The sequence below is a fragment of the Bacillus sp. JAS24-2 genome (assembly GCF_008274905.1).
In the GTDB taxonomy this organism is placed as follows: Bacteria; Bacillota; Bacilli; order Bacillales; family Bacillaceae_G; genus Bacillus_A; species Bacillus_A cereus.
In genome coordinates this window covers 600,095-626,394 of record NZ_CP031069.1, presented here as the reverse complement: position 1 = coordinate 626,394, position 26,300 = coordinate 600,095, and the positions used below count along the sequence as shown (strand labels likewise).

The window sequence follows — 26,300 nt, the reverse complement described above, 5'->3', positions numbered from 1 at the left end:
CTTTTTCACCTCCGTTCTACAAATTCAGAAATATATGCCAAAATACTATAAAATATACCAATTTTGATTATAGCAAATCGAAAAATGATGAAAGGTGCTCCTTTAAGAAGAAAAATAGCAACTTGCAACACCTTATAAAGCTAGTTGTATCAAGGGATAAGAGAATTTCATGAATTTTTTTTGTGTTAAGGATACCGCAAACGTGTTGCAAGTTGTGTGGTATGTATAAAAGTAAGTGAAAAGGCACCTAAACCCTTGGTATATAAAGGATTAGAGTGAAAATGGCAGGGAAGTTAGGGAAAGGATACCGCAAACATGTTGCAAGTTAGTGAATGCAATCATTAAAAATAAATTGTAATAATTAACATTGATATAAAAGGAATTGTTGGCATTTATAGAATGAACGTAGGGAAAGGATACCGCAAACAGTGTTGCATCTTGTGAGAAAAATAAGGGCATGCATACCGCAAACGTGTTGCAAGTTGGTTAATATGTATAAAAGTAAATAGAAAAGTACCTAAACCCTTGGTATATAAGGGATTACAGTGAAAATGGTAGAGAAGTTAGGGAAAGGATACCGCAAACATGTTGCATATTATGTATGTAACTTATTAAAAATATGAGATAAATAGCTTAAAAACTTTAAAATGATATGATTTTTTTTAAAATTACTTGGTTGAGAAATAAATTATACTGTTGCAAGTTGAAAGAAATAGGGAAAGGATACCGCAAACATGTTGCAAGTTGATTAAAAATAGGTAAGAGAAAGGGCAACTGTTGCAAGTTGAGAAATATAAGGAAAGCAAAGCGCAAAAAGTGTGCAAGTTGAAAGAAATAGGTAAGAGAAAGAGCAACTGTTGCAAGTAGAAGAGTTAAGGAAAGAAAGGCGCAAAAGAAATGCAAGTAAGTAGAAATAGGGAAAAGAAAGAGCAGCATGTTGCAAGTTAAAGAGTTAAGGCAAATAAAGCGCAAAGGAATGTAAGTAAGGGGAGATAGGTAAGAGAAAGAGCAACATGTTGCAAGTTGAAGAATTAAGGCAAGCAAGACGCAAAAGAAATGTAGGAAGTAGAAATAGGGAAAAGAAAGAGCAACATGTTGCAAGTTAAAGAGTTAAGGCAAATAAAGCGCAAAGGAATGTAAGTAAGGGGAGATAGGTAAGAGAAAGAGCAACCTGTTGCAAGTTGAAGAATTAAGGCAAGCAAGGCGCAAAAGAAATGTAGGAAGTAGAAATAGGGAAAAGAAAGAGCAGCATGTTGCAAGTTAAAGAGTTAAGGCAAATAAAGCGCAAAGGAATGTAAGTAAGGGGAGATAGGTAAGAGAAAGAGCAACATGTTGCAAGTTGAAGAATTAAGGCAAGCAAGGCGCAAAAGAAATGTAGGAAGTAGAAATAGGGAAAAGAAAGAGCAGCATGTTGCAAGTTGAGAAATATAAGGCAAGCAAGGCGCAAAAGAAATGTAGGAAGTAGAAATAGGGAAAAGAAAGAGCAGCATGTTGCAAGTTGAGAAATATAAGGCAAACAAAGCGCAAAAGGAATGTAAGCAAGGAGAAATAGGTAAGAGGAAGAGCAAACTGTTGCAAGTTGAGGAGTTAAGGAAAGAAAGGCGCAAAAGAAATGCAGTAAGTAGAAATAGGGAAAGAAAGAAACAAAAATTTGTAAATATCTGTTACAATAAATTAAATATAATAGTGGTTAAGATTTTTATACTGAGAATTATTTTATTGTGATCCATGGTTTAGGGAGGAAAAGAAAGTGGATAACCTATTACAAATGTTTCGAGATGCGTTGTTAATCTCTGAGCCAATTTATAAAACTAACGAGCAAGTATGGAATAAGTGGAATGCATACTTTAAAGATGTTGAAAACAATAATAATAAAGTACTCACATCACCCCATGCTTCTCCATCATTTACTGCATTAGTATCTTGGTTAGAGAAAAAGCAAGAGTCCGGAATTACATTAGTACAAATTTATGCCAAAATTGATTCCTATAAGGAAGAAATATATAAAGAAATTGAAGGATTTATAGACAAAGAATTTCAAAATGTAGCATCTTCAAGTTCCATAATAGTAGAAAATGATCAAAATATAGAAGAGACAAGCATAGTAAACCATGAGGATTATTATGAGGTAAATAACTCTGCTGTTTATTATAAGCTAAGAGATGGGATTGCAAAAAATCAATTTGAAGAGGACGAATTGAGTAAAGTTTTACAATATCCTATTGAAACAAAATCTTCTACTGGTGTAGCTCAGCTTTCTTCACACAAAGATGAAGATTTAAGACTTACTAATATAGAAGAAGCAGCCCGATGGAATACCCTTGTAGATGACGTAATGAGTAATATGGATGATTTAACGGCAGATTGCTTAGATGCAATCACAATACAGTGGATCAATGAAGCAAAATCTCCAGATGATTTTATTGACTTTTCTTATGAACAAGTTTTAGAAATGTGCAACATTCCAAAAACAGTTGTTAAAAATAAAGAATACTATAGAGCGGAAGATAAAATTAAGATAGCAAAGAGAATTGCAGCTTTAGCAAGCATTTTTATCTATTTAAATGATGAGAATGAAGTCGTTGTATTAAATGACCGTGATGATGATGGGGAACGTTTAGAATTAAAGCGTGAAGTTATCAAAAGATTATTTGTATTAGATTCAGTTGTTTTATGGAGACATAGTGTTACTAATGAATACATGGGTATTGAATCTTGTCGTATTAAGCCGGGTAGCTTTTTAACTAATTATTTGTATGGATCAAATAATACAACAGCCCTATTATCTAAAAAAGCACTTGAATACAATAGTTATAGACACAAATATCATAAAAGGTTAATTCGATACTTAACATGGCAATGGAGAATTAGACAAATGTATTCATCATTGAAAAAGCCATATTCTATAGGTGGGGACAAAGGACTGCTAGCAGTAATGGATATCCCAAAAGATTGGAAGCCTAATCGTATTAGAGAACAGTTAGAAAATGTTCTAATGGATTTAGAAAATGAAAAAGTAATCTCTCATTGGGAGTATAGTGATCCACTGGATGAACAACAAATTGGGAAACGTAATTGGTTTAAAAATTATTACACCAACTTAGGAATAACGATTTTACCACCTGAAGAAATGCTACAGTCAATGGATAGGGCAATAGGAAAGAAGAGTATAGAGGAACCACAAGAGCAATTACCGGAAGTAAAAGTTGTTAAAGAAATAAAGAAGACTGTAGAATCAGTCGAACAAATAGAGAAAAAGATCCGTGACCAAATACTGAAAGTACACAATGAAAAGAAGGTAAGCATTCGTGAAATAGCAGATGAAATTAGTATTTCTCCGTCTACATTATCTAGGTTTTGTAATTATAAAACAAAACGTTTATCTAAAAAAGCATTAGAAAAGCTAACAAAATGGTGTGAAAGACAAGAAATATTAGAAAAGATGTAACATAGACTAAATATTTCTTTTAATAATAGTCAAAGTAAAAATACACATACATTATGTATGTGTATTTTACTTATTATCACCAATAATAGTCTGAATTTTCTTTATTGATGGTGGTTTTGGCGGGCGAAGATCCTACTGGAAAGTCATTATAGTTATGCTATTTAATCCACTGCAATTAAATTTCTTGTCTTATCGATATGGCTCAGTAACATACGATACTCTTCTTCATACATAGTTATACGTTGTAGAAGAGATTGATTCTCTGTTTCTAAATCTTCAATTTGATTTTTTAACTTTGTCAATTCATTCACATCTTTATAATTTTGTAGAAAGAGAATAATATCATCTAATGTAATAGACAAAGAGTTTTTTTCTTTTTCTGATGGGGAGAAGGGAATGTTGTTTCCCATGTTTCGGTCTTGTTTTGCTTGTTGTATTTCTTCTTGGTATTGTTTTCTCACATATGAATTCCAACGAAATCCACAAGCTGCGGGTGTTCTAGCTAGTAGTTTTGCTACTTCTTTGAATGCAGCTAACTGTGTTCCACCGTTACGAATATTCTGAAGTACTGTTGATGCGAGAAGTAAATCGTTATCATCAGTCCAGGAATCTTGTCTTGAGATTACCACGTTTTAACCCCCCCTTATATGTTTTATATTATATATATGCAATTACTCAAAATGATAGAAGTTCAACTTCTCTTGAAATAATTGGGAGTAAGTTGATAGAAGTATGTATGATTTTACATGCAAAATTGCATTTATGGTTGACTATTTCGCAAAGATGTAACTATAATGGTTACAGTTATGCGACTGAATTAATAAAGTTGTTGGTATGAATTGGTTGTATTAATGATGTATAAACAAATATTAAAGAATGAATGGAGTTGAAAATATAGTCCTACATATAAAACGTTTGTATAAAAAGAAATTAGGTAATATAAATTTTTTTATAAGTATATATTAATAAAAAGAGGTGCATGTTTTGAAAATTTTTAAGAGAATTCTAGTTTCTTCAATTGCATTAACAGCATTTAATGGGGTAGGCGGACTACTTCCAAGTGAAAAATCAGAAGTTGCCTATGCAGCTACTTACAATTATTCAAATAAGCAATTGAATTCTACTGTACATAAGCAAGTTACGAAACAATTAATTTTGAAATTCAAAAATGAAGCGAATTTACCATATCAGGATGGAATAGAAAAATTCATTAAAGAAGAAAAACAAGATCCTGAGTTAATCGGAATTTTAGCTGAATATCCAAATGTAACTATAAATCGACTTTTTAATTCTTTAAATCCTAAAGAAATTAAAAATCTAGGTAAAGAAATAAAAGATTCCGATCATATTTCTTCTAATTTGCTAAACTATTATATTGTAGAAACTCAAGATGATATTGATGTACAAGCATTACTTACAAAAATTGAAAAATCATCTCTTGTTGAAACGGCGTATTTACAGGAAGAAGAGGCGCCACCAGCAGAGCGTTTGCCAAATTTATCTGTTAATCCATATGATGAGCCTAGACTTACAAGACAAGGTTACCTTGAACCAGCACCATTAGGAATTAATGCACCTTATGCCTGGAGCATAAAAGGTGGAGATGGAAAAGGAACTACTTTCGTAGATATGGAGTATGGGTGGTTATTTAGTCATGAGGATTTAGTGAATCAAAAGATTGAATTGATATCTGGACAGAATAAAAGTGAGCACCATGATCATGGTACCTCAGTCTTAGGAATTGTTTCGGCAGAGGATAATAACATAGGTGGAATTGGGATCGCACCGAAAGCTAAGGTAAAGGTTGTATCCCAGATTAGGGATAACGGAAATTATAATACAGCTGATGCTATTTTAAGTGCGGTTAACAATATGCAAGCTGGAGATATTCTTTTACTAGAGGCACAAGCAACTTACGATGGATATGGAGATAAGAACTATTTTCCTGTGGAAGTAAAACCAGACATATTTGATGCAATTCGTATGGGAACAAATAAGGGGATTATTGTTATTGAAGCAGGTGCAAACGGCGGAAATGACTTGGATCAATTTAGAGACCGTAATGGTAAACAAGTTTTGAATCGTAATAGTCCTGATTTTAAAGATTCAGGGGCAATTATGGTTGGGGCAGCTTCTGCAAGGGTTCCTCATAAGCGTTCATATTTCTCTAATTATGGTAGTAGAGTGGATGTGTATGGATGGGGGAATGCAGTAGATACTACAGATGCTAAACCAAGTGAATTTATAACAAATCTATATACATCTAGTTTTGCAGGAACATCTAGCGCATCACCTATTATTGCTGGTGCTGCAGCATCAATTCAAGGAATTGTAAAAAATAATCAGGGGAGAGTATATACACCAAGACAGCTTAGGGATATTTTAAGTGATTCTAGCACCGGAACGAAATCTAATGATCCAACTTCTGATAAAATTGGTGTTTTACCTGACTTAAAAGCTATTTTATCTAAACTTGGTTTTTCACCAAACTTAAGTAATGATTCTTCCATTGTATTTCCTGAGGAACAAGAAATAAATAAAGGGAATAAGGGAAATGAAGGATCTACTATTACGTTCCCAAAAGAAGATTCCGCTAATAGTGAAGGGGACTCTAGCTTTATTTTCCCAGAATAATTGTAGGGATATCTTCTATTTAATATAAAAGAATTTTATATAACTAGTTGAGTATAATAATGGTGAGATAGGCTCTTATGTGTAATAGCATAAGAGCTTATCTGTTGTACTTTTAACTATATAAGAGGGAAAGTACTTCTTTAGATATTTACCTTGCTTAACAAACCAGGCGTTACAATGGACATAGTGAATTCGTACTTGTGGGTATTTTTATTTGTTAAGTTAATGACGGATTGATGCGGTAGAATCCCTTATTGTGAACTACCCGCCACTTAACGTCCTAATGGACTGTTTGAAGTGGGGGCTTCTCGGTTAGTCGTTACTTTTGATAGCTAACGAATTCGTCCTAAGACAACCGAGCTAACTCCCTCATTCCAAGGGTTATTTTATTGCTATCTATGCTAACGCTAATAGGCGTATTGCTTCATTTTTGATATTGATAGCTGCGTTATAATCTCTATCGAGATTTACACCACATGTACAAGAATATACTCGCTCAGACAATGACATATTTTTCACATTTCCACAACTGCTACATGTTTTTGTGGAAAGAAACCATTTGTCTATTTTCACAAGTTGTTTGCCTTGTTTGTGTAGTTTATAAGCTAAAAAAGAAGTGAACATACCCCAACCATTGTCAGCGACACTTTTTCCAAAATGAAGTGCTTGCGACATTCCTCTCATATTTAGATTTCCAATAGCTACAACATCAAAATGAGTAGCTAACTCTTTAGATTTATGATGAAGGAAGTTCTTACGTTGGTTCGCTACTTTTTCATGTAACTTAGCTACACGGATACGTTGTTTATTCCAACGAATAATGCTTATTTTTAGTGTTTTTGTGATATTTACTGTGTTTTTATCGGGGTGTAACTTAAACCGACTTGGTACAGATAAATATTATGTTCAAATTACTAAGGATGGCGAACAATTAAAAGAGAAAAATGTTAATGGTGATACGACTTACCAATATAAATTATCTGGATTTGATAAGGACGGTAAGGAAAAGGAAATGGAGTTTACAGCATTAAAAAATCTTCGTAAAGAAGCATTTTTATTTATATATTACACTGAGGAAAAAGGTGTGAAATCTTGGGAAGAAGTTAAAAAAGACGAACTCCCTACAAAAGTAAAAGAAAAATTAAAGGTGAATTAACATATAAAAGACGCCGTTATTAGAGAAATATAGCCCCTATTTTTTTAGAGGGATAATCACGCAATTTTGAGGTGCTTTAAGTACTAAGAAGCTTTAATTTTGTTTATATGTATTTGTTGTAGCTTAATGGATTTCGAAATGGTTATGATATAATAAAATTCAAGTATAATAAGGGGGATTAATTAGATGATTTTTCAAAGCATGATAACAGCTATTATAGAAAAATTACAAGAGACGGTGAATCCCTATTGGATAATTGTGTTTGGATCAACGGCTGAGAACAGAGAACGAGAAGATAGTGATATTGATATAGCTTATGTAAGTGACACAACATTAGGGAACTATGAACGTTTTTTATTAGCACAGGAGTTAGCTAACATTGTTCATAGAGATGTTGATTTAGTTGATTTATCCGAAGCTTCTACAGTTTTTCAAGCTCAGATTATACATACAGGAAAGACAATATTTTGTTCGGATGAAAAACGTAAGGTTATTTTTGAAATGAAAACCTTAAAAATGTATTCAAAATTGAATGAAGAACGACAGATAGTATTTGATGATATAAAGAAAAGAGGTTCTATATATGAAGAATGAGGTTATTTTAAATAAAATTTCTACAATAGAGCGTTGTATAAAAAGAATCCAAGATGTGTATGGAAATGACCCTGAAAATTTAGAGGACTTTACAAAACAAGATTCAATAATATTGAATATACAAAGAGCTTGTGAAGCGAGTATTGATTTAGCAATGCATATTGTTGCAGGGAAAAAATTAGGACTACCTCAATCTAGTCGTGAAGCTTTTGATTTATTGGTTACAGCAGGATTACTTAGCGCTGATCTAGCAAATAAGTTAAAGGCAATGGTTGGATTTCGAAATATCGCTGTACATGATTATCAAAGTGTAAATTTAGATATTGTTCGGCAAATTATTGAAAAACATTTAACTGATTTTAAAATATTTACAAAAGAAGTAATGGAGATATTGGAATTTTAGGCAAAAGAACAGAATAATAAAGCTGAGAGAGAAAGTAATTCTATGACTAAAAAACCAGCTATTGAAACAATTACTTAATTTCGTAAGAAGAAACGCGGTCATAAGATGAGTTTGTTCATGTTGTAGTGAGGTTTTGCATGGGATGTGTGTAGATTATATTAGGAACAATACCCATATACAATGTTATCAACAAATAAATAAATGTTTTCAAAACTAATTTTTATACATATAATTTACTTCAAAAACAACATAAAATAATAGAGTTTCAAAAAAATAGCCCTCCACCAGACCTTTTTTGGTCAGATGGAGGGCTATTTTTTTCATGTTTTGACAAGTTGCGGTGAGATAAGCCTGCATTTGGACAGACTTCAGCCCCCGAAATCGAGCATATCGATAGCCATGTAGTTCTTTGGCGTCCGCAAAGCTTCGCTCTATAGTTGAACAGCGTACTTTGTAAAACTTTTTCCCTGTAACTGTTAGTTTGTTTTTTCTAGCGATATTCTTATATTTCTCCCATATATGATGAGTGAAAACTTTTTGTTTCTTTGAAAAACATACCTCACGTAGCGGACAAACAGCGTAGTCTTCTGGGTTGGATTTATATTGATGATATCCTTTACGATCCGTTGTCGCATACTCTAAAATACACCCCATCGGACAAGCAAATGCATTCATTTCTTCTACATATTTAAATTGGCTTTTTGACCCTTTACGCTCCTTGAGGAAGGAGTCTTCTTGGCTAAAATGATAAATTTGAAGCTATAAAAGCAACAGAATTATGTAATAAGTGAATCAAAAAAACAACCCCAAAAGCAGACATGGTAACCTGATATTTTTCATTCTTTTTTTTATATACCCAATAAGCATAGTTATATAAAAGACCAATTATCGTTGTACCAACTATATAAGTGATTCCATATTGATGATTTAATCCAAATATAATTGAAGCTATTAAAATGATAAGGTAATCGCGATTTTTAATGTAAGGAATCCAACTTAATAGCCAAATTGAACTACTCACCACTTAACGTCCTAACGGACTGTTTGAAGTGGGAGATTCCTGCGAACACCGATGTATCCACCAGTTATCTTAGCAGGCTCTACCCGCAGTCCCTACGGTGAGAACATAAGTATCTTGTACGCTGACTCACCACACTACCTACTTTAGCTTGGTTTTCGCAATTTTGAGAAGCGTGGGGCGATAGAACGTTGAAGATTTTACTGTTGCAACGTTTTTCTGCAACCAACCTCAAATCTTCAGTTTTCGAAGAGCAATCTGTACAAGTAAATGATAGCAAATATGTTGGCTTATGCCAACTGACATTCATCTCCTACCTAAAATTGGTGTTTCACACCTTCACATTTTTGAGGAAGGAGTCTTCTGTCGGAAAACGATAAAATAAGAAAAATAAAAGAAATTGTAGGCAAAGCAAACATAAATCTATTTATTTTTTTGAGCATATATATTTCTCCTATAATCTTTTATTACATCTATACGAAAAGTAATAAATAATTGATTCTCTTTTTGTTTGGCATGTTTTTGTCTACCATTGATGAAAACTGTTCTGTAATTGAATTCTTGGCTTATATGTAGGTGTAGCGATAAAGTAGGGATATATTAACACTATATTGTTAATATTAAAATATTAAAGAGCTAAGTGAGATATTAAGGTCACACCAATTTTATGATGAATATAATATCAAGCCCATTAAGGAAATATGCTGTATAGGACACGCTTGTACTGTTTATTTTACTATATGAATATTTAAGTGAATATAGTTTTGAAGGAGTATGTATTTTTGCATTTTTTAATACAAAAGTTTTTTATTAAAAATTTACTTTCTGCGCTACCTCATATGAATTTAAGACAATTGAAGGGTAAAGGCCAAAAGAGTCCAAGTTCAGATTGTACAGGTAAATATTATAATGTTATAGAAAAATAAGGAAAAAAGTTATAAAATAGGAGATTGAATTAAACTTTCAGATTTTATTGTTCTGCAAGATAAAAATAACTAAAGATGAGGCTCTTAAAAATTCTTATCTTTATTTAAAACTAACGATATTATAAAAAATCCTCGCTGAAGGTACTGCAACAAATCTAATTTGAAAATCTTTAGGAGATAAATATGGAATTTTAAATATTCTTAGTCGTCTATTAAACATTATAGCAATTATTATAGGAAAATCCTTTAATAGCATCGATTTAGAAGAAATCAGTACAAATAGAAAAGATGAAGTGGTAGAAGTATTACGTCTTCCTTTTAATAGATTTCCAGGAGCAGCTGAACATATAAAAGATGCAATTGTAAATGAAAAAAATTGGAACGTTTGGTTGAACGATTAGTATGCTATTTTAAAGTTTAAATTAATAACAGAAAGAGAACCTTTTAATATGTTACTACTTTATCTTTGTATTATTGAAAATAAGAAAGGTGAAATCAATGAAAAAATATTGGCATAAGCTATCGTTGCTTCAAAAAAATGTATTACTAACGGTATTAGTAATTCTGACCCTTGTTGGAAGTATGGGAGCGTTAAGTTTTAATATGTTTCAAAATAGTATGATGTCTATATTTGAGAGGCAGTCTTTTGAAACAGGTGATGCGGTATTAAATCAATTAGATCTAGAAATAGTAAGAGATGTAGCAAAAGACCCCACAGCTCAAAGAGTGAAGAAAGAAAAATTGACAGAGCAATTAGATAAATCAATAAAAGATATGAAAAGTGTTGGGCAAACATATGTTACAGGAGCTAAGCTAAATGATAAAGCTGAATTACAAATAGTAGCTTTGGATACACAATTAGCAAATACTGTTTCTGTAAAACCAGGTGAATACCATGAGCAGCCTACTTATTGGATGAAAACATATGATAAAGTAATGAAAACGAAACAGGCACAAATGACAGAAGTATATGAAGATGAATTAGGGTTCTGGGTAACAATTTTAGAGCCAGTTACAGATGAAAATAAAAATATAATTGCAATTGTTGCAGCGGATTTGGAAGCTTCTGTTATTCCTCTTACAAAGAAAGACTTTATGATACAAGGTTTACTATTTATTATAATTTCATTAACTATCGCAATTACAATTCAAATATTTATCTCACGAAACTCTCTATCGCCTTTAAAGGATTTACAAGAAGGGTTACGTAAAGTTGGTGAAGGGGATTTAAGTATTAAATTGAATGAAAGATCTGATGATATAGGGATAACTAATATCTATTTTAATAACACTATTAAAAAGTTTAATAGGATTATAGATAAAGTAAGGCAGACTGCTGAACAGGTTTTGACATCTTCACAGGAATTGTCGGTAAGTACAAAAGAGAATAGCATAGCCTTTAAAGAAATTGCAAGTGCTATTACAGGATTAAATTTAGGAGCACATTCTCATGAATATGTAGTGCAAAAATGTTTAGGGATTGTTCAAAAAACGGAAAGTAAGATGCAAGAAATTAAAGGAGCTGCAAAACAAGTTGGCAATGATTTGGAAGACATGGAACAGCATTCTGTAGAGGGAAAAGATTTGATTAAGCAAATCGTGAATCAAATGAAAAGAATCAAAGATACAGTTCAGGATGTATCTTCTAGTATTTATGCATTAGAAGCACGATCTAAGGAAATTCATGAAATTCTTACTGTAATTACAACCATTTCAAATCAAACAAATTCATTAGCTTTAAATGCTTCTACTGAACCCTCATGTGCTGGAGAGATGGGGGAAGAATTTTCATGTGTTGCGGAAGAGGTACGTATATTAGCGGAAAGAACCGAGGCATCTGCAAGGGATATAGCTAAATTAATTGGTGAAACCCAGGCTGAAGCAGAGAAAGCTGTAAGATCCATACAGAAGAGTTCAAAGGAAGTAGAATCAGGAATAACACTCGTTCAAAGTAGTGGTGCTTTCTTTGAAAAGATTTCAGAATCTGCACAATCTGTTACAAATCAAATTAAAGTGACTTCGAATCATTCAAGTGACATTCTAAAAGATAATCAAACTATTGTTCAGTTTGTAAATGAATTATCACACATTGCAAATACATATGTGAATAGCAGTAGTAATGTAGAGACAAGTATGAAAGAGCAAGAACTATATGTACGAGATATTGCAGAGTTAGCAAATTCTTTAAATTGGCTCTCGCAAGAGTTACAGGGGTTAATAGGGGAATTTAAAAGTAAGTAGGATAGAAGAAGGTAAAGGTAAAGGGTATGACCTATACCTTTATTTATTCCCACATAAGGGATGAAAGCTTAGGTATATATGTAAAATAGCTAAACGAATAATTTTTTTGCATATTTTGTTGGAAATAGAGCATGATATTACCAAATTCAACGGAGGTGTTTAAAAAATGCAAATTCGCGAAAATAATAATTCAAACGAAATCTTAATAGCAGCTGCAGCAAGTGCAATTGAACAAATGAAATATGAAATTGCTCAGGAGTTTGGTGTTACACTTGGACCGGATTCAACTGCACGAGCAAATGGTTCAGTAGGTGGAGAAATTACAAAACGTTTAGTTCGTATGGCGCAAGAGCAGTTATCTGGTCAATATAAAATTCACTAAAACTAAAGGTATATCCCATTGAAGGGATATACCTTTTTAATTTGTTTTTAAAGAGGATCGTTACATTTTTTATTATTGGTTAAGTTTAGAAACAGCAAATTTAGCTGTAAAATTCATCTTCTTCATGTACGTAGAATTTACACCTGCTTGAAATTGTACAGAAATATTACCGTCTTTTTGCGCTTTAAATACGCGACCATATGGGGAATTAGCATTGAATGTGCCAATTACTTGATTATCCGCATCAAAGACCGTATAAGAAATTGGGAACCCTGAATTTTGTACAAAGACTGTAAGTTCTTCCCCTTTTTTAAGATTAAATGATTCTTTTTGAGACACTTCATAGGAACTCATAGAGTAGTATTTTGTGATTTCTTGAATTTCTAAATTCGTAGTAGCTGCACTCGCTTTTGATGCCTCAGCCCCTGGTAAGTTTATACCTGACAATACTGCAATTCCTAGTGCCCCTGCTAAAATCAATTTTTTCATAATAGTATTTCCTCCTTTAATATATTGTGAGATTTGAAAGGGAAGTGAAAGTCTCAATCCCTGAAACCATTATAGTTACAATGAGAATTATTTTCAATAGGGATTAGTATGTAATTCTGCATACATAAAGTACTAATCTAAGGTAATCATTCAAGTTTTTAAGTATTCTTAACAGAAGGGAAGGAAAAATTTAAAAAATCATGAATGAGATTGTAAATGAACTTTATATCTTTTGTAGAAAGACTAGAAAGTGGGGACTTCATAATTTGAAAACAACAAGGTGGAGTTTTTCTGAATGGAAATGAACAATCCTCTATTAAAAAGATTTTTTAACACCAAATATATTAAATTAATCCTCATATAACATATTATTTTTCAGTAAATATTAAAAACTTTACGTGTATGTAAATTTTTAATATTATTATTTTTCTCAATTGTATAATTTTATTTTCGGATTATACTTAATCCGTAATACCAAATTTAGGAAAGGGTCTTTGAGACAGGACATTTATCTTAAATTCTTATTTAGAGGAGTGATTTAAAAAATCAATGAAGGAAATGTATCTCTAGATTAATTAGGAAAAGAATTTGAAGTGTTATTATACTCATCCAAAAATATAATCAGCATTGTTTAAAATACGTGTACATTTAATAAATTCACTTTTGAAATTAGTGAGAAAACTGATATTTCGTATGTAAGTAATAATGAATTTGAACGAAAGGACTGATTTATATGAACAAAAGAAAGAGTGATAGATTACAAAAAAAAATAAAGGTGTTTGCGACATCCGCTATTTTAGCAACTACTTTATTTGCACCTATTATGTCAAACAATTTAGAGGTACATGCTGAAACTGCACAAACTGTAACTCAATATGAACAAAGAGAGTTCGATCTTCCAGGTACAGGAAGTTTTTGGGATGAAGCAAAAAGAGAAAAAAGAAGTGAGCAAAAAAATTATATGCCAACAGGCATATATGTGAAACCTAATGAACAGGTTACAATTACAGTATCAGGAACGCAAAAAATTAGAGCCATTATTGGGACACATCAATATGATAAAGAATGGGGAAAAGAAATTGATCTTTCTCCGGGCTCTAATACTATCTCTTCACCAAACGGCGGCGTATTAGGGTTAGATAATTTTCAAAGCACAGGAACAGTTAAGGTGCAGGTAACACAAGGTGGTAGTCCTATTCCTTTCTTTGTATTAGGGAAACACACAAAAGCAGACTGGATTGCCATGATGAACAACTATCCAAATGCACATGCGGTACAATTAAAATCAGAGCGAGCAGTATTAACTGTAACTCGTGATAGTGCGAATAAATATATTGTAAATCAAGATCCTGTGCCTCTATTAAATAAATATGATGAAATGATTAAAGCGCAAGACAAGCTAGCAGGGCTATCTGAAACAGATCCAAATCCTTTACATCGTTCAACTCGTCGGATTTGGGCCTTTGTAGAAAATCCTAACGCACAAGATTGGGGCATGTATGCAAGTTGGGATGGAGCCGTCTTTACGACTGCTGGTGAAGCTATCAAAAGTACTTTAAATGTCAATGAGTTTGGATGGGGACAAATGCATGAAGCGGGACATGCACGACAACAATATCCATGGACGTGGAATGATTTAAGAGGTATGGGTGAAGTAACTAATAATCTATATTCTTTAGTTGCAGATAAGAAAATATACCCAAATAAACCAACACGTTTAGAATCAGAGGGCGATTATAATAGAGCCTTTGCGTATTTAAAACAAACGAATAAAGAATATAAAAATATTGATGACCTGTTTGTCAAACTTGTTATGCTTTGGCAGCTTCATTTAGCATATGGGGATGATTTTTATCCGAATCTTCACAAATTATATCGAGAGACACCAGAGGATCAACTTCCCAAAACAGATGAAGATAAAATACAAACATTTATTTACAATACATCGAAAATAGCAAAACAAAATGTACTACCATTTTTTGATCAATGGGGATTGAAAGCGACACAAGAAACGAGACAAAAAGTAGAAGCTTTAAATAACCCGACATTAATTGCACCTATATGGGAAGCAACGGATGCTAAACCTGTTAAACCACTTGCTGTATTATCTAAAAAAATAATGAAGGCAAGTGCAAATAGTGAGGAATCAACGGGTTCAGCTAGTAAGGCGATAGATGGAAAAACAGATACATTTTGGCATAGTAGTTGGACACCAAATCAATATCCATACAATTTAACACTAGAACTTGGCGATACACGTACCATTTCACAATTGGCATATCTTCCAAGGCAAGATGGGTCAGAAAATGGCCGTATTTTAACTTACAATATTTATACGAGTGTAGATGGTGTTAAGTATGACAAAATATCATCAGGAACGTGGGAAAATAATAGTAATAAGAAAAATGCAACATTTGATCCTGTTACTGCAAAATATGTAAAATTAGAAGTAACAAATGGACAGAATGGATTTGCTTCAGCAGCTGAAGTAGATATTCTAACTGATTCTCCATCTGTTAAACCATACGTATTGCCTAAAAATACAATGAAAGCAAGTGCAAATAGTGAGGAAGCAAGTGGTTCAGCTAGTAAAGCAATTGATGGGAAAACAGATACATTTTGGCATAGCAGTTGGACACCAAATCAATATCCATACAATTTAACATTGGAACTTGACAAAAATCAAACAATTTCAAAAGTGGATTATCTTCCAAGACAAGATGGATCGGAGAACGGCCGTATTTTAGGGTACAGTATTTATACAAGTGTAGATGGTATTAAATATGAAAAAGCATCATCAGGAACATGGGGAAATAATATTGATAAGAAAACGGCAACATTTAACCCAGTTACTGCAAAGTATGTAAAAATAGAAGTAACGAATGGACAGAATGGATTTGCTTCAGCAGCTGAAGTAGACATTTGGGGATATTAATCGTTTACACAAATGGTTGGGGATTATAGCACGTCGCTATTAACCTAAAAAGTTTATCCATAAAACAAAAAACGCTATTCTTTTTGTAGAAATATACAGAAAGGATGGCGTTTTGTATGAATTCATCAATTCAGGATGAGTTTCATTTGTTCACTAAAGAACTACAGCCATACCCATCTTCAAAAACTTGAATAAGAGATAGATTTGGTAAACCGTAAAAGTTAGTATGGCGCACGAGATTTGACGTTTTTATGTATCTGGACTCGTCGAGAAGGAACAAGCGATTCTGTTACTTGATTATTTAGTCAGCTTTATGCAAATACAGCTACACATATGAGTTCAGAAGAAGTTAATCAATGTTTGAACCGATATTCGAATTTATTTCTACAGTTTGTATTACATATAAATATTGTAATTAAAAAATTCAATTATGAAAAAGTAAAACATGTTCTTGTCTTTTTACATCTTTTGATCGTATTCCATGTGCATCAAGTGAATATATTGTTAATTTTATCTGTATTCATTTTTTATTATGAAACATTTTAAGGTTGATAAAGTTTCATTATATGGTATTATTAAACAAAAATGATAAATTATGTGTTATTATAAAAAGGCAATAAAGTACATCATCCTGACTTTATTGTGTATGTTTATCCTATGTATGTCGTTTGTATTAGAAATAAGAAGTCTCCTTAAAAAGAGACTTCTTATTTTTTGTATGGAGGGGTTATTACAGATGATGGATTATTATCAATTTTTTTTAATTATCATGGCAGGCATTGCCTTATTTTTTTATATACAACATGTTGGTAAACCAACGAAAAGAAACAAATGGAAGTTTTTAATTATAGTATTTTTATTTTATCTTTTGAATTATTTATTTCTTAAATTTTTATAAATAAATGTAGGAGGGGATACGTATTGAATTCTAAAATATAAGAAAAAGGAAGGTATAAGCCTTCCTTTCATCATCCAGTATGTCCATGTGAATATTTAATAACATTTATGGTACTTTGAGAGCCTGTTGAAGAATTTGATCCAAAAGTTACTGTTACAACAATTAAGATACCCAGTAAGCTAACCGCTAATTTTTTCATTTTAATGCTCCTTTTTTAAAGTTTTTTTCACTGGCTTTACTAGCTTCATAAAAGTAATAGCTGGCTTTTTTATGATTATTTTCTTTGTAAAATTGGGTTGCTAACTTTTCAGTATATTCATTTATATACTCATATAGTTCTTCGCGTTCAAAATAGGAAATTCCTTCTAAAACAGCTTTTTCTATATCAGTAGCATAACTATTTTGATTCATTTTTTCTAAAATCTTAAAGTGATGTATATAGCCTTCAATTCCCAATTGAGTAGAAAGTTGCAGGCCTTTTTTTATTAATTCTTGAGCAATTTGATGTTCTCCTAATTTATAATGTTCCCTAGCTTCAATAAAAACAGCTTTATAATCGCTAGGTAGCTTCTGATTAACTTCAGATAAATAACGTAATGCTACCTCGGATAAATTCTGTGTAGCATACATAAATCCTAGATTGTGACGAACAATCAAAATATTGTATTCTAAATTTTCTTTTTGGAATGTATCCATAGCCGAGATAAAGTGTTCCTCAGCTAATTCCCACTCCTTTAAATGAGTACATGCTAATCCATATAGGTTATTACAGAAGGCAACTTTCAATTCATACCCAGGATGTTTTGAAAATATATCTTTCGCCTTCATTACATGATTAATACATAAAATCGATTTATGTGTATGACAATAGAAAATGGCCAACTCATAATGGAATTCAGCATGTTCAATCTCATCAGGAATTGTTTCTAATAGGTATTCAGCTTTATCGTAATGTATTTTTGCAAGGCTATGATTGCCAGTAACATTAGAATGAATGGCTTTAAAGAAGTGATAATAGTATGAAAGGAAATCGTCTGTAGGAGTTTTATAAGCATCACTTTGTTTAAAGCTATCTTTAGAAATACTTAAGCTATCAATTAAATATTGATGTCTAAAATCTAGTAGTGAGTAGTATAATAATATAGTTTGATTTTCCTCTATGTTATGAATTTTGTTTTCAATTTCTTGTTTAAGTAATTGAGCGGCGTCTACATGCCTAGCTCTAATTTCTTGATACCATTCATTTAATAAATGAGTTATTTGCTCGTTCCCCTGTATATGAACATTCATTGTTCGATTTCATCCTCTCCAAAGATATTATTCAGCAATTAGTATCATATCAGAAATTTCCTCTATCAAAATCTATTTAATAGCATTTATCAATACAAGACGGAATTTTCTATCAATTTAAAGGTTGGATCAAAATATATTTTCTCAACAGCAGAAAGAGAATTATAACTAATTAGTTATATATATATATATATAATAGGGAAAAGAAATCTTGAAAGAAGATGTAGATGTTTTAAAGGCGATGGCATATCTAGTACGGTTACAAATTGTTAATGAGTTAATGTACCATAAGACATGTAATGTTACACAGTTAATAGAGATTTTAGAACTTCTACAATCTACGGTTTCATAAAATTTATTAAAATTGAGAGGAAGCGTACTTCGTGCAGAAAGAAAAGGGTTAGAAATGCATTATTATATTGAGAATTCTAAAGCTCGTCAGATAGTAGGAGTTTTGAATATATAGTTTAGGGATGAAAATTTAAAATCCCCGTAGTAAAGTAAGGATTATTCATACCTTTATTAAACAGTTGGGTGTATATTAAAGCAAAAAAACTTGTGAATTTATATAAAAAGTTTTTTTGTTGTTTCTATTCATCTTTCAACCAGTAGTCCACCATAATGAAAATGTTCACCAAAATCTTTGTAGATAGATAAAAATTTCTTTATTTCTAGACTAATGTCTTCTAGATTTCCATATATATTATCTGCAGCTAAGGTTATCTTCTCTTTAAAATTATACAGTTGTTCGTCTATCTGATCGAATCCTTTAAAGCAATTACTATGTACTATACTAAAAATAAATGGTTGAATTTTTAATGCATTTTCTTTATTTAAAATAAATTTCTCCCATAGAAGTCCCAATATAATTTTCACGGGTAATTTTTCATCATAGATTCCTTTTATGTTTTTTAATTTAGAAACAATATCAACCGATTTATCATTGCTGGATAAAGACACCTCTATGATTTCATTAGAAGGATTATCTAATAGTTCAATTGTTTGATCAGCCCAATTAATAACATCAGTTTTTGAAAATAAGCCAATTTGTAATCCTATTCTAAAAACCTCAGCTGTTTCTTTTATATTAATCATATATATACCCCCGGAATTTTTAGATAAGTATATAATACAATGAATCAAGGCTTGAAAAAATACATTATTGTTAAGTAGTCACAAGCAAATTAATATATATAATTAATCTTTTTTTATATCTTTCTTGGAGTATATTAGTCGTCTATTAAGCTAAAAGTTGAAAATGGAAAGGGGAATCATATCTCTATGCTTGAAATGAAAGTGGGGGTAGTTCAATAATACTCTTGATAATAAAAACCTTATTATGTAATATATAGTTATATTGTTAGTTTATTTGATTTCGTTTATTCCCACACCTTATGTGTTGTGGTAGAGTTGTAGAAACAAGTTTTGTTCTTGTTTTGATTATGAAAGGGCTTCTTTGAGCCGATTAGTGTATAAAGCTTATTTTGCTATGCACAATTAATCGACTTAAAGAAGCCTTTTTTTGTTTAAGTGGATATATGTAGTAGGTGCTGAGTTCCAGAGCAGGACGATTGTTTAGAAGGAATGAGTGATAAAGAAATAAAGGATAGAGAACTTAGATAAAAGAGTTATATGAAATCATAGTAAGGGAAATCTCGTATAGAAATTTCAAAAACCTGAAGTAATAAGTGCAGTTAAAGGATAAGGTCACTAATTTTTAAAGGGACATAATAATGTATCTATAGAAGAGGAGAATGAAAATTGAAAACAACTAGAGAAAAGTACGTAATTAATGGAGAGTACACAATAGAACGTAAGCTTTTACATAATGAGATTATTGAATCATTTCTAAAAGGGCAATTACAGCAAGAGCAGGAACCTGAAGCTATATTACTTGGTGGTGGTTCTGCTGCTGGAAAAAGTTCAATTGGAGAGTTGGTAAGTAAGGGGTATAAACTTCAGAAACAAAATATGATTTGGATAGACCCTGATAAGATTAAAGAAAAAATACCAGAGTATCAAGGTTCAATGGAATCTGAAGATATTGAGTCAATGAAACAAGCAGCTTTTTTAGTTCATGATGAAAGTAGTGATATTACCATGAAACTATTAAAGATCTGCATGAAAAGAAAACTAAATTTTATGTATGATGGTACAATGAAAAATGAAGTGAAATACAAAAAGTTAATTCAACAATTAAGACAAGCGGGTTTCAGTATTAAAGCAATCATCGTGGATGTCCCAATAAAAGTTGCCTTAGAACGATCTAATATGCGTTTTAAAGTAACCGGAAGATTGGTTCCTGAACATATTATTGAAGAAAGTCATATGAAAGTAGCTACTACATTTTCTAAAATTAAAGATTTAATAGATTGCTATACTTTATATGATAATACAGGAAAGGAACCAGAAGTTTTTGCTTTTAAAGAATCAAAACGAGTAGAAGAAATTATTGTGGATGAATCTCGAAATGATCAGTTTTACGAGAAGTCAGTCCTTGTTTTTTAGTTAATTTATATCGTATAAATTAACTAAAATAATTAATAGATTTAATCCTGACATTTTATTATATTATTGATATAATAAATACAGGAGGCGATATAAATGGAACTTAAAGACCTTATGAATTATATTGAAGAAAATAAAGAAGAACATTTTCATGATTTAATCGCTAAAAATGAACGGGAACTTGCAAAAAAAGAAGAAGAAGAGAAATAAAGAGTTTTAAATAGAAGAGTTGGCCTTTCGGGTCAACTCTTTTGTTTTTATAAATAGTCATAAAGTTGAATTGCTCTATTGTTAAGTAAAAGGGATACAAGTACTTTTCTTTAGAGAAGGTTGTCTTTTATTTAAAATAAAACAGACAATTTGCTAATCATATGAGGGTTATTTAGTATTGTATTAAACAGAAAACAGCGTAATGAGTTAACGCTTTAGGAGAGAGTATATGAATCATTTTATCGTTATGCAGGGGCATACATATCAAGAGGAAAAAAAACTAGGAATTATTTGGTCACCCAAAAAAGATAAAGGCGGTAATGTACCCCATTCATGGAAAAGAATGATGGAAGTAAAAAAGGGAGATCAAATCTTTCATTATGTAAAAGGAAACATTGTAGCAGTAAGTATTGCTGTAGAAGATTGTAAAGAATCAAGTAAACCATCGATTATGAAAAGCCATGATCAATGGAATAACGAAGGTTATTTGGTGTCTTTACAATATCATGAATTAGACAAATTAATAAATATTCGTGAGAATTTTGAAGTAATATCACAACTTTTGCCGATAAAATACTCACCTTTCCAATCAGATGCAAATGGAAATCAAGGTTATTTATACCCTTGTAATGAAGAATTAGCCCTTAAATTAATGGAACTAATTAGTGACTTAAATGTTTATAAAATAAATGATGAGCAATTAGAGTTAGCAGTGGATCCGGTAAGAAGGACAGAAAACAACACACTAATCCCGTTGATAGCAGAGACGGAATCCGAAACAAAGGCAAAAATCCGAATTGGACAACAAAAGTTTAGAGCAGAATTAATGGAGCTTTGGAACGGGAAATGTGCATTATGCGGAATAGATTTACCAGAATTGTTAAGAGCGAGTCATTCAAAGCCATGGAAAGATAGTACAAGTATGGAACGTTTAGATCCGTATAACGGTGTACTACTGTGCTGTAATCATGATGCTCTTTACGATAAAGGATTTATCACATTTGATGGACAGGGGCAAGTGCATATTTCTCCATTAATTGTAGAAGCTGATTATTTGATGTTTGGATTAATACCAAAAGTTAAGATAGCAATTTATCCAGAGAATAAAACATACTATAAGTGGCATAAGAGAAATATTTTTAAAGTAAAATAGTATAATTTACAATTTCAAGGACAGGAAGAACATAAGAGAGAAAAATTAGGTTAACCAGTAAAGGGGAATGCTACATGTATAACTGCAAACAATGTGGGACAGAGATGATTATGCAATTACAAAATAGATACAGAGAATATTGTCCCAAATGTGAAGAGCTTAAACCAAATAACTTGGTATACTATAATCTACACGAATTATTAGATTATATGGAAGCTAATTGCTACATGAGTAAGGAAAACATACTACATAATTTTATAAAATGGGAGTTTGATTTAACGAAAGGAAATATATTTAAGTTATATTTGGACGTAGATAGATATGATCAGGCCGATGATAAGGATTTTACAAAACAATTAGAGGGCTATATGAAAGGGATTCGATTAAAATTAAATGTTAAATATGAAGATGATTATATCTGGGTTAAGGTTAATTAGATGGAATTCTAGATGTCATGAGTTTTGTTTTAAAGAGATCGTAAGTAATTGAGAGAAGATCAATAGTGATGGAAGATTTGCAAAAGGCAGTAATAAAATTTCGAGATGAGAGAAATTGGAGTCAGTTTCATAATGCGAAGGATCTAGCAATTTCCTTAAATTTAGAAGCATCAGAGTTGCTTGAGACTTTTCAATGGAAGTCCAGTGAAGAAGCAATAGAAACGAAAATGCAGGAAATGAAAGAAGAAGTGGCCGATGTAATGATTTATTTACTTATGCTAAGTGATAAATTAACTATCCATTTACAAGAAGTAGTACATGCTAAGTTAGTAAAGAATGCAGAGAAATATCCTGTAGAAAAAGTATTTGGAAGTAATAAAAAATATAACGAACTGTAAAGCGACAATCGTTTTACAGTTTTTTGAAATGGTCTACGCAAAAGGATAAGAATCTATTTGATATAAAAGATCCTATTACAACAGAAATGGACTGCGAATGCTTAGTCATTCAAGAATCCCATCCGTTACACCGTAAGGTATAGGACTTGCGGTTTTAGGCGTGGGAGTGTCAAACAGGTGAAGAAAATGGAGACTATGATCTGAATAAAGCAAACATCATCGTCAATCCAAAAGAGTATAAAGATCGAAACGCCCTTCCGATTAAGGGAACGGATTTAAATAATGAAGAGTGAACATCCTATATTAAACAAATTTATTATATATTATTGTCACGAGGAATAAATGGATGTTATGTCTATGCAGTAAATCAAAATATGCAAAGGTATTTAAAGTGAATAGTAAAAGTAAGTCAATAATTATGAGAAGGGGTTACAGAATTTACGATACGGGAAAGTCCACGCAGGACTTTAGTCAGCAACAGGAAGCATAAATTTGCTGTACAAGGATTTAATTCTGTAAAGTTTTTGCAGGAAGTTTAAACTAGAATGAAAATTATCAAGACAAGATAATTTTATATTAATTTAAATTAAAAAACGCTATTCTTTTTGTAGAAATATACAGAAAGAATAGCGTTTTTTATGAATTTTTTAATTCAAGGTGAATTATAATTTTTACTTTGAAAATTCCTTAGATTGCTGTTCAAATCATAATCTGTTTAAAAGAAATTTTTTAATAGAAAGGTAAATAAATTATGTAATGCATGGATTAAAAAAACAACCCAATAGGCGGAGGGGGCTTTGGATGTTTTTTCTTTCTTTTTTTGATAAATCCAATATGAGTATCCTAAAATGACACCCATTAGGGCGCTATAAACTATATAGGAAAGCCCATATGAGTGAATAGTTCCAAAAATAATGGCTGAAAGAAAAATCGTTGGGATATTATCGTATTTACGCACAAATGGAATATCTTTTAAAATCCAAAACAAAAACATTTGATAAAGGGCTGTTTCTATTAGCGGGGCTACGACACAACCAGATATAACTTGCCGAATAAGAGTGGTATCCTCAATCGGATTTCGTTGCGCGTCTTCTATTGGTATAAGAAAGGATAACAATGGTAGTACAAATGTAGCTATAGTCATAAGTATGATGAAATAAGGGAATCTTAAGTTATAAATAAAATGATGTAAACGTTTCTGCATGATCTACTCCTTTGGCATGTTGTGAAATTATAAATCCTGGTTAGGAACTATGTAATTTACTTTACTATACTATTAATCATAATGATGGGCAAACTTGGAAAATGTGTGCTGAATATATTATTCTGCAAATATAATCTAAAATTAATATTTTGTAAAAAAACTATTGAAAACGTTTCCTTATAGTTGTACAATGAATATCGTAAGCTTACAATATATTTATATAATGATTTTAAAAAATGGAGGATGTTATGTATGAAAACTTTAAACAAAGAAAATAGTTTATTAAAAAATCTAGAAGAAATTGAATTAGAAGAAATTAATGGTGGAGGCTGGAGAGACCATCTAAGATGGGGCGCAGACTTTGGTAGAGGACTTGTATCTTTCCCTTATGGTTGCGGTATGGGCGACGCATATATCAAAGGTAGCACATACACTTCTAGTGGCGGTGGTTACTTAAAAGGATCATATGGTAGCCGTTAATAACTTTTATTAATAAATAATAGCTACAGGGTTAGTTTACAAAACTAACCCTGTAGCTATTACATTAAAGCAGGGATGATATATGACAAACTTTAATTATGTTTCAAAAGAATTAAGATATAATATAAATTTTTTTGAAATAGCATGTAATAAATTATTAACAATGGATATTGATGATAATAGCTTATTAAAAAAGGTTAAGAAACGATTAGCATTGTTAAACCACATTCATAAATATTCAGAAGAAGTTAACGAATTACTTTCTGAATTACATTCAGGCACAATTGATGAGATAAATCATTTAAGTGATATACAATTTATAGAAATGTTAAAAAGCTTTCTAGTCACTAAAAGAATTAAGGTTTCTGTGAATATCATGACTTTAAATGAAGAAAGATGTATTGAGAGATGTATTAGAAGTATTAAAAATTTTGCAGATGAGATTATTGTTTTAGACACTGGTTCTACTGATAAAACACTAGAAATCATACAAAAAAAATTCCCGGATGTAAAATTATATTGCACAGAGTGGAAAGATGATTTTTCGGAATGTAGAAATCAGTTAATAGATTATTCGACGGGCGATTGGATATTTCAGATTGATGCGGATGAGGATTTAGAAATCAACCAAGAGGATTTAAGGGATTTCTTAGAATTATTTTATGAATTTCCTAAATCTCCAATGGTTATCTGTCCGAAAATTAAAAATCATGATAACCAAGAGTTGGATTTTAATAAAAGGATTTTTAAAAAGAATGATAATCTCAGATACTTTGGAATGATCCATGAAGATTTACGTTATAATATCCAGAAAAAAGGGGACGACTTAATCTATTTTACTACTGATTTTGTACTTAACCATGATGGGTATAAGCCAGAAATAATTGAATTAAAAAACAAATATAAAAGAAATCTAGATTTAGAAAATGAAATGGTACGCATTGAACCAGACAACATCAGATGGTTTTATTTCTTAGCCAGAGAAAGAAAATTAGCTGGTTATTCTGATGAAGCAGTAATTCATACACTCGTACAAGGAATAAAGAATAGTAAAAATGAGCAAAAAAATAATCATTTTTATTTATTATCTCTTTTAATGTTAGCAGATCTCTATCATAATAATCATAATTTTGAAGCGCTACATGGAATTGCTAATGAATTATCTAATGGATTCCCGTATTGTATTGATGGATTATACTATAATTTAATCAGTAGCTGGGAATACCAGTCATCTCAAATTTCACTTCTTACCGAGAAAAGTTTTCAACATATGAGAAAGGTCGAATCTCCTTATTCCATAATAAATTCTAATGGGTATCATATCTTTTATCTATTAGGCATGTTGTATTTTAATGTGGGGAATTATGCAAAGGCTTTTCAAATGTTTTCTATAATAAAGGATGACATTATGCTAGATGAAATCAAATCAAACTTAAATGCTTTAAAAGATAATATTGAAAATTTTTTAAGTAAATAAATAGTATATCCTAACTACT

General features: G+C 31.4%; 21 protein-coding genes and 6 pseudogenes. 18 read left to right on the top strand and 9 right to left on the bottom strand.

Going from position 1 to position 26,300, the window contains the following annotated elements; translation table 11 throughout:
* Nucleotides 1-1,488: 1,488 nt before the first annotated feature.
* Together DN407_RS30135 and DN407_RS30130 are read left to right on the top strand one after the other, a co-directional pair.
* Nucleotides 1,489-1,725 (top strand): hypothetical protein, encoded by a 237-nt coding sequence (locus DN407_RS30135; RefSeq protein ID WP_149217094.1) that lies wholly within the window; start codon nt 1,489-1,491, stop codon nt 1,723-1,725.
* A 25-nt stretch (nt 1,726-1,750) separates the two neighbouring features.
* Complete coding sequence (locus DN407_RS30130) at nt 1,751-3,448, top strand: helix-turn-helix domain-containing protein (RefSeq protein WP_149217093.1); 1,698 nt, start codon at nt 1,751-1,753, stop codon at nt 3,446-3,448.
* 161 nt (nt 3,449-3,609) lie between these two features.
* Here DN407_RS30130 and DN407_RS30125 read toward each other — a convergent pair whose 3' ends face one another.
* Entirely contained in the window at nt 3,610-4,077 is a 468-nt protein-coding gene (locus tag DN407_RS30125; RefSeq protein ID WP_098887324.1) for an RsfA family transcriptional regulator, read from the bottom strand.
* A 355-nt stretch (nt 4,078-4,432) separates the two neighbouring features.
* Here DN407_RS30125 and DN407_RS30120 point away from each other — a divergent pair, with 355 nt between their 5' ends.
* Nucleotides 4,433-6,082, top strand: coding sequence for a S8 family peptidase (locus DN407_RS30120; protein WP_149217092.1), 1,650 nt, complete (start codon nt 4,433-4,435; stop codon nt 6,080-6,082).
* 396 nt (nt 6,083-6,478) lie between these two features.
* Here the strand turns inward: DN407_RS30120 and DN407_RS30115 are convergent.
* Nucleotides 6,479-6,898: pseudogene (locus DN407_RS30115) on the bottom strand (RNA-guided endonuclease InsQ/TnpB family protein); the annotation flags it as partial.
* Between the two features lie 4 nt (nt 6,899-6,902).
* On the opposite strand from DN407_RS30115, the gene DN407_RS30110 reads away from it, so the two are divergent.
* The 3 genes from DN407_RS30110 to hepT all read left to right on the top strand — a co-directional run bounded on the left by DN407_RS30110 (nt 6,903) and on the right by hepT (nt 8,235).
* Complete coding sequence (locus DN407_RS30110; protein WP_149217091.1) at nt 6,903-7,238, top strand: YxeA family protein; 336 nt, start codon at nt 6,903-6,905, stop codon at nt 7,236-7,238.
* A 186-nt stretch (nt 7,239-7,424) separates the two neighbouring features.
* On the top strand, nt 7,425-7,832 hold the full coding sequence (gene mntA, locus DN407_RS30105) for a type VII toxin-antitoxin system MntA family adenylyltransferase antitoxin (RefSeq protein WP_065705218.1): 408 nt from the start codon (nt 7,425-7,427) through the stop codon (nt 7,830-7,832).
* A complete protein-coding gene (gene hepT, locus DN407_RS30100) occupies nt 7,822-8,235 on the top strand; it encodes a type VII toxin-antitoxin system HepT family RNase toxin (protein ID WP_149217090.1) in 414 nt (137 codons plus the stop codon). The genes mntA and hepT overlap by 11 nt, the downstream gene beginning before the upstream one ends.
* A 213-nt stretch (nt 8,236-8,448) precedes the next feature.
* Here the strand turns inward: hepT and DN407_RS30095 are convergent.
* Nucleotides 8,449-8,940, bottom strand: a pseudogene (locus tag DN407_RS30095) (transposase); the annotation flags it as partial.
* A 34-nt stretch (nt 8,941-8,974) separates the two neighbouring features.
* Nucleotides 8,975-9,241 (bottom strand): annotated as a pseudogene (locus tag DN407_RS30090) (CPBP family glutamic-type intramembrane protease); the annotation flags it as partial.
* Nucleotides 9,242-10,677: 1,436 nt separating this feature from the next.
* Between DN407_RS30090 and DN407_RS30075 the strand changes: the two are divergent.
* Nucleotides 10,678-12,420 carry a methyl-accepting chemotaxis protein gene (locus tag DN407_RS30075; RefSeq protein WP_149217088.1) on the top strand — a complete coding sequence of 581 codons (1,743 nt, stop codon included), beginning with the start codon at nt 10,678-10,680 and terminating at the stop codon, nt 12,418-12,420.
* Nucleotides 12,421-12,586: 166 nt separating this feature from the next.
* Entirely contained in the window at nt 12,587-12,802 is a 216-nt protein-coding gene (locus DN407_RS30070) for an alpha/beta-type small acid-soluble spore protein (protein WP_001167047.1), read from the top strand.
* A gap of 72 nt (nt 12,803-12,874) precedes the next feature.
* Here DN407_RS30070 and DN407_RS30065 read toward each other — a convergent pair whose 3' ends face one another.
* Nucleotides 12,875-13,291 (bottom strand): hypothetical protein, encoded by a 417-nt coding sequence (locus DN407_RS30065; protein ID WP_149217087.1) that lies wholly within the window; start codon nt 13,289-13,291, stop codon nt 12,875-12,877.
* 733 nt (nt 13,292-14,024) lie between these two features.
* Here DN407_RS30065 and DN407_RS30060 point away from each other — a divergent pair.
* Nucleotides 14,025-16,226: a discoidin domain-containing protein gene (locus DN407_RS30060; RefSeq protein WP_149217086.1), complete on the top strand. Its 2,202-nt coding sequence runs from the start codon at nt 14,025-14,027 to the stop codon at nt 16,224-16,226.
* A 116-nt stretch (nt 16,227-16,342) separates the two neighbouring features.
* Nucleotides 16,343-16,655, top strand: a pseudogene (locus tag DN407_RS32505) (IS4 family transposase); the annotation flags it as partial.
* A gap of 539 nt (nt 16,656-17,194) precedes the next feature.
* Here the strand turns inward: DN407_RS32505 and DN407_RS32500 are convergent.
* Nucleotides 17,195-17,323, bottom strand: coding sequence for a hypothetical protein (locus DN407_RS32500; protein WP_000732002.1), 129 nt, complete (start codon nt 17,321-17,323; stop codon nt 17,195-17,197).
* On the bottom strand, nt 17,320-18,414 hold the full coding sequence (locus DN407_RS30050; RefSeq protein WP_149217085.1) for a Rap family tetratricopeptide repeat protein: 1,095 nt from the start codon (nt 18,412-18,414) through the stop codon (nt 17,320-17,322). The genes DN407_RS32500 and DN407_RS30050 overlap by 4 nt, the downstream gene beginning before the upstream one ends.
* Nucleotides 18,415-18,655: 241 nt before the next feature.
* Here DN407_RS30050 and DN407_RS30045 point away from each other — a divergent pair.
* Nucleotides 18,656-18,880 (top strand): annotated as a pseudogene (locus DN407_RS30045) (ArsR family transcriptional regulator).
* Between the two features lie 128 nt (nt 18,881-19,008).
* Here the strand turns inward: DN407_RS30045 and DN407_RS30040 are convergent.
* A complete protein-coding gene (locus DN407_RS30040; RefSeq protein ID WP_149217084.1) occupies nt 19,009-19,509 on the bottom strand; it encodes a hypothetical protein in 501 nt (166 codons plus the stop codon).
* 666 nt (nt 19,510-20,175) lie between these two features.
* On the opposite strand from DN407_RS30040, the gene DN407_RS30035 reads away from it, so the two are divergent.
* The 5 genes and pseudogenes from DN407_RS30035 to DN407_RS33035 all read left to right on the top strand — a co-directional run.
* Complete coding sequence (locus DN407_RS30035; protein WP_098451148.1) at nt 20,176-20,922, top strand: zeta toxin family protein; 747 nt, start codon at nt 20,176-20,178, stop codon at nt 20,920-20,922.
* Between the two features lie 439 nt (nt 20,923-21,361).
* The gene (locus tag DN407_RS30030) at nt 21,362-22,285 is read left to right on the top strand and encodes an HNH endonuclease (protein WP_098887217.1); all 924 of its coding nucleotides are present in this window, start codon (nt 21,362-21,364) and stop codon (nt 22,283-22,285) included.
* Between the two features lie 74 nt (nt 22,286-22,359).
* Complete coding sequence (locus DN407_RS30025) at nt 22,360-22,722, top strand: hypothetical protein (RefSeq protein ID WP_098685371.1); 363 nt, start codon at nt 22,360-22,362, stop codon at nt 22,720-22,722.
* A gap of 68 nt (nt 22,723-22,790) precedes the next feature.
* Entirely contained in the window at nt 22,791-23,120 is a 330-nt protein-coding gene (locus DN407_RS30020) for a nucleotide pyrophosphohydrolase (RefSeq protein ID WP_098685370.1), read from the top strand.
* 173 nt (nt 23,121-23,293) lie between these two features.
* Nucleotides 23,294-23,515, top strand: a pseudogene (locus DN407_RS33035) (DNA/RNA helicase domain-containing protein); the annotation flags it as partial.
* A gap of 320 nt (nt 23,516-23,835) precedes the next feature.
* Here DN407_RS33035 and DN407_RS30010 read toward each other — a convergent pair.
* Nucleotides 23,836-24,324, bottom strand: a complete 489-nt coding sequence (locus DN407_RS30010) for a CPBP family intramembrane glutamic endopeptidase (protein ID WP_098348312.1) — start codon at nt 24,322-24,324, stop codon at nt 23,836-23,838.
* Nucleotides 24,325-24,576: 252 nt separating this feature from the next.
* Here DN407_RS30010 and DN407_RS30005 point away from each other — a divergent pair, with 252 nt between their 5' ends.
* Together DN407_RS30005 and DN407_RS30000 are read left to right on the top strand one after the other, a co-directional pair.
* Nucleotides 24,577-24,804, top strand: a complete 228-nt coding sequence (locus tag DN407_RS30005; RefSeq protein ID WP_000854592.1) for a hypothetical protein — start codon at nt 24,577-24,579, stop codon at nt 24,802-24,804.
* Between the two features lie 82 nt (nt 24,805-24,886).
* Nucleotides 24,887-26,281, top strand: a complete 1,395-nt coding sequence (locus DN407_RS30000; protein WP_098887218.1) for a glycosyltransferase family 2 protein — start codon at nt 24,887-24,889, stop codon at nt 26,279-26,281.
* Nucleotides 26,282-26,300 lie beyond the last annotated feature (19 nt).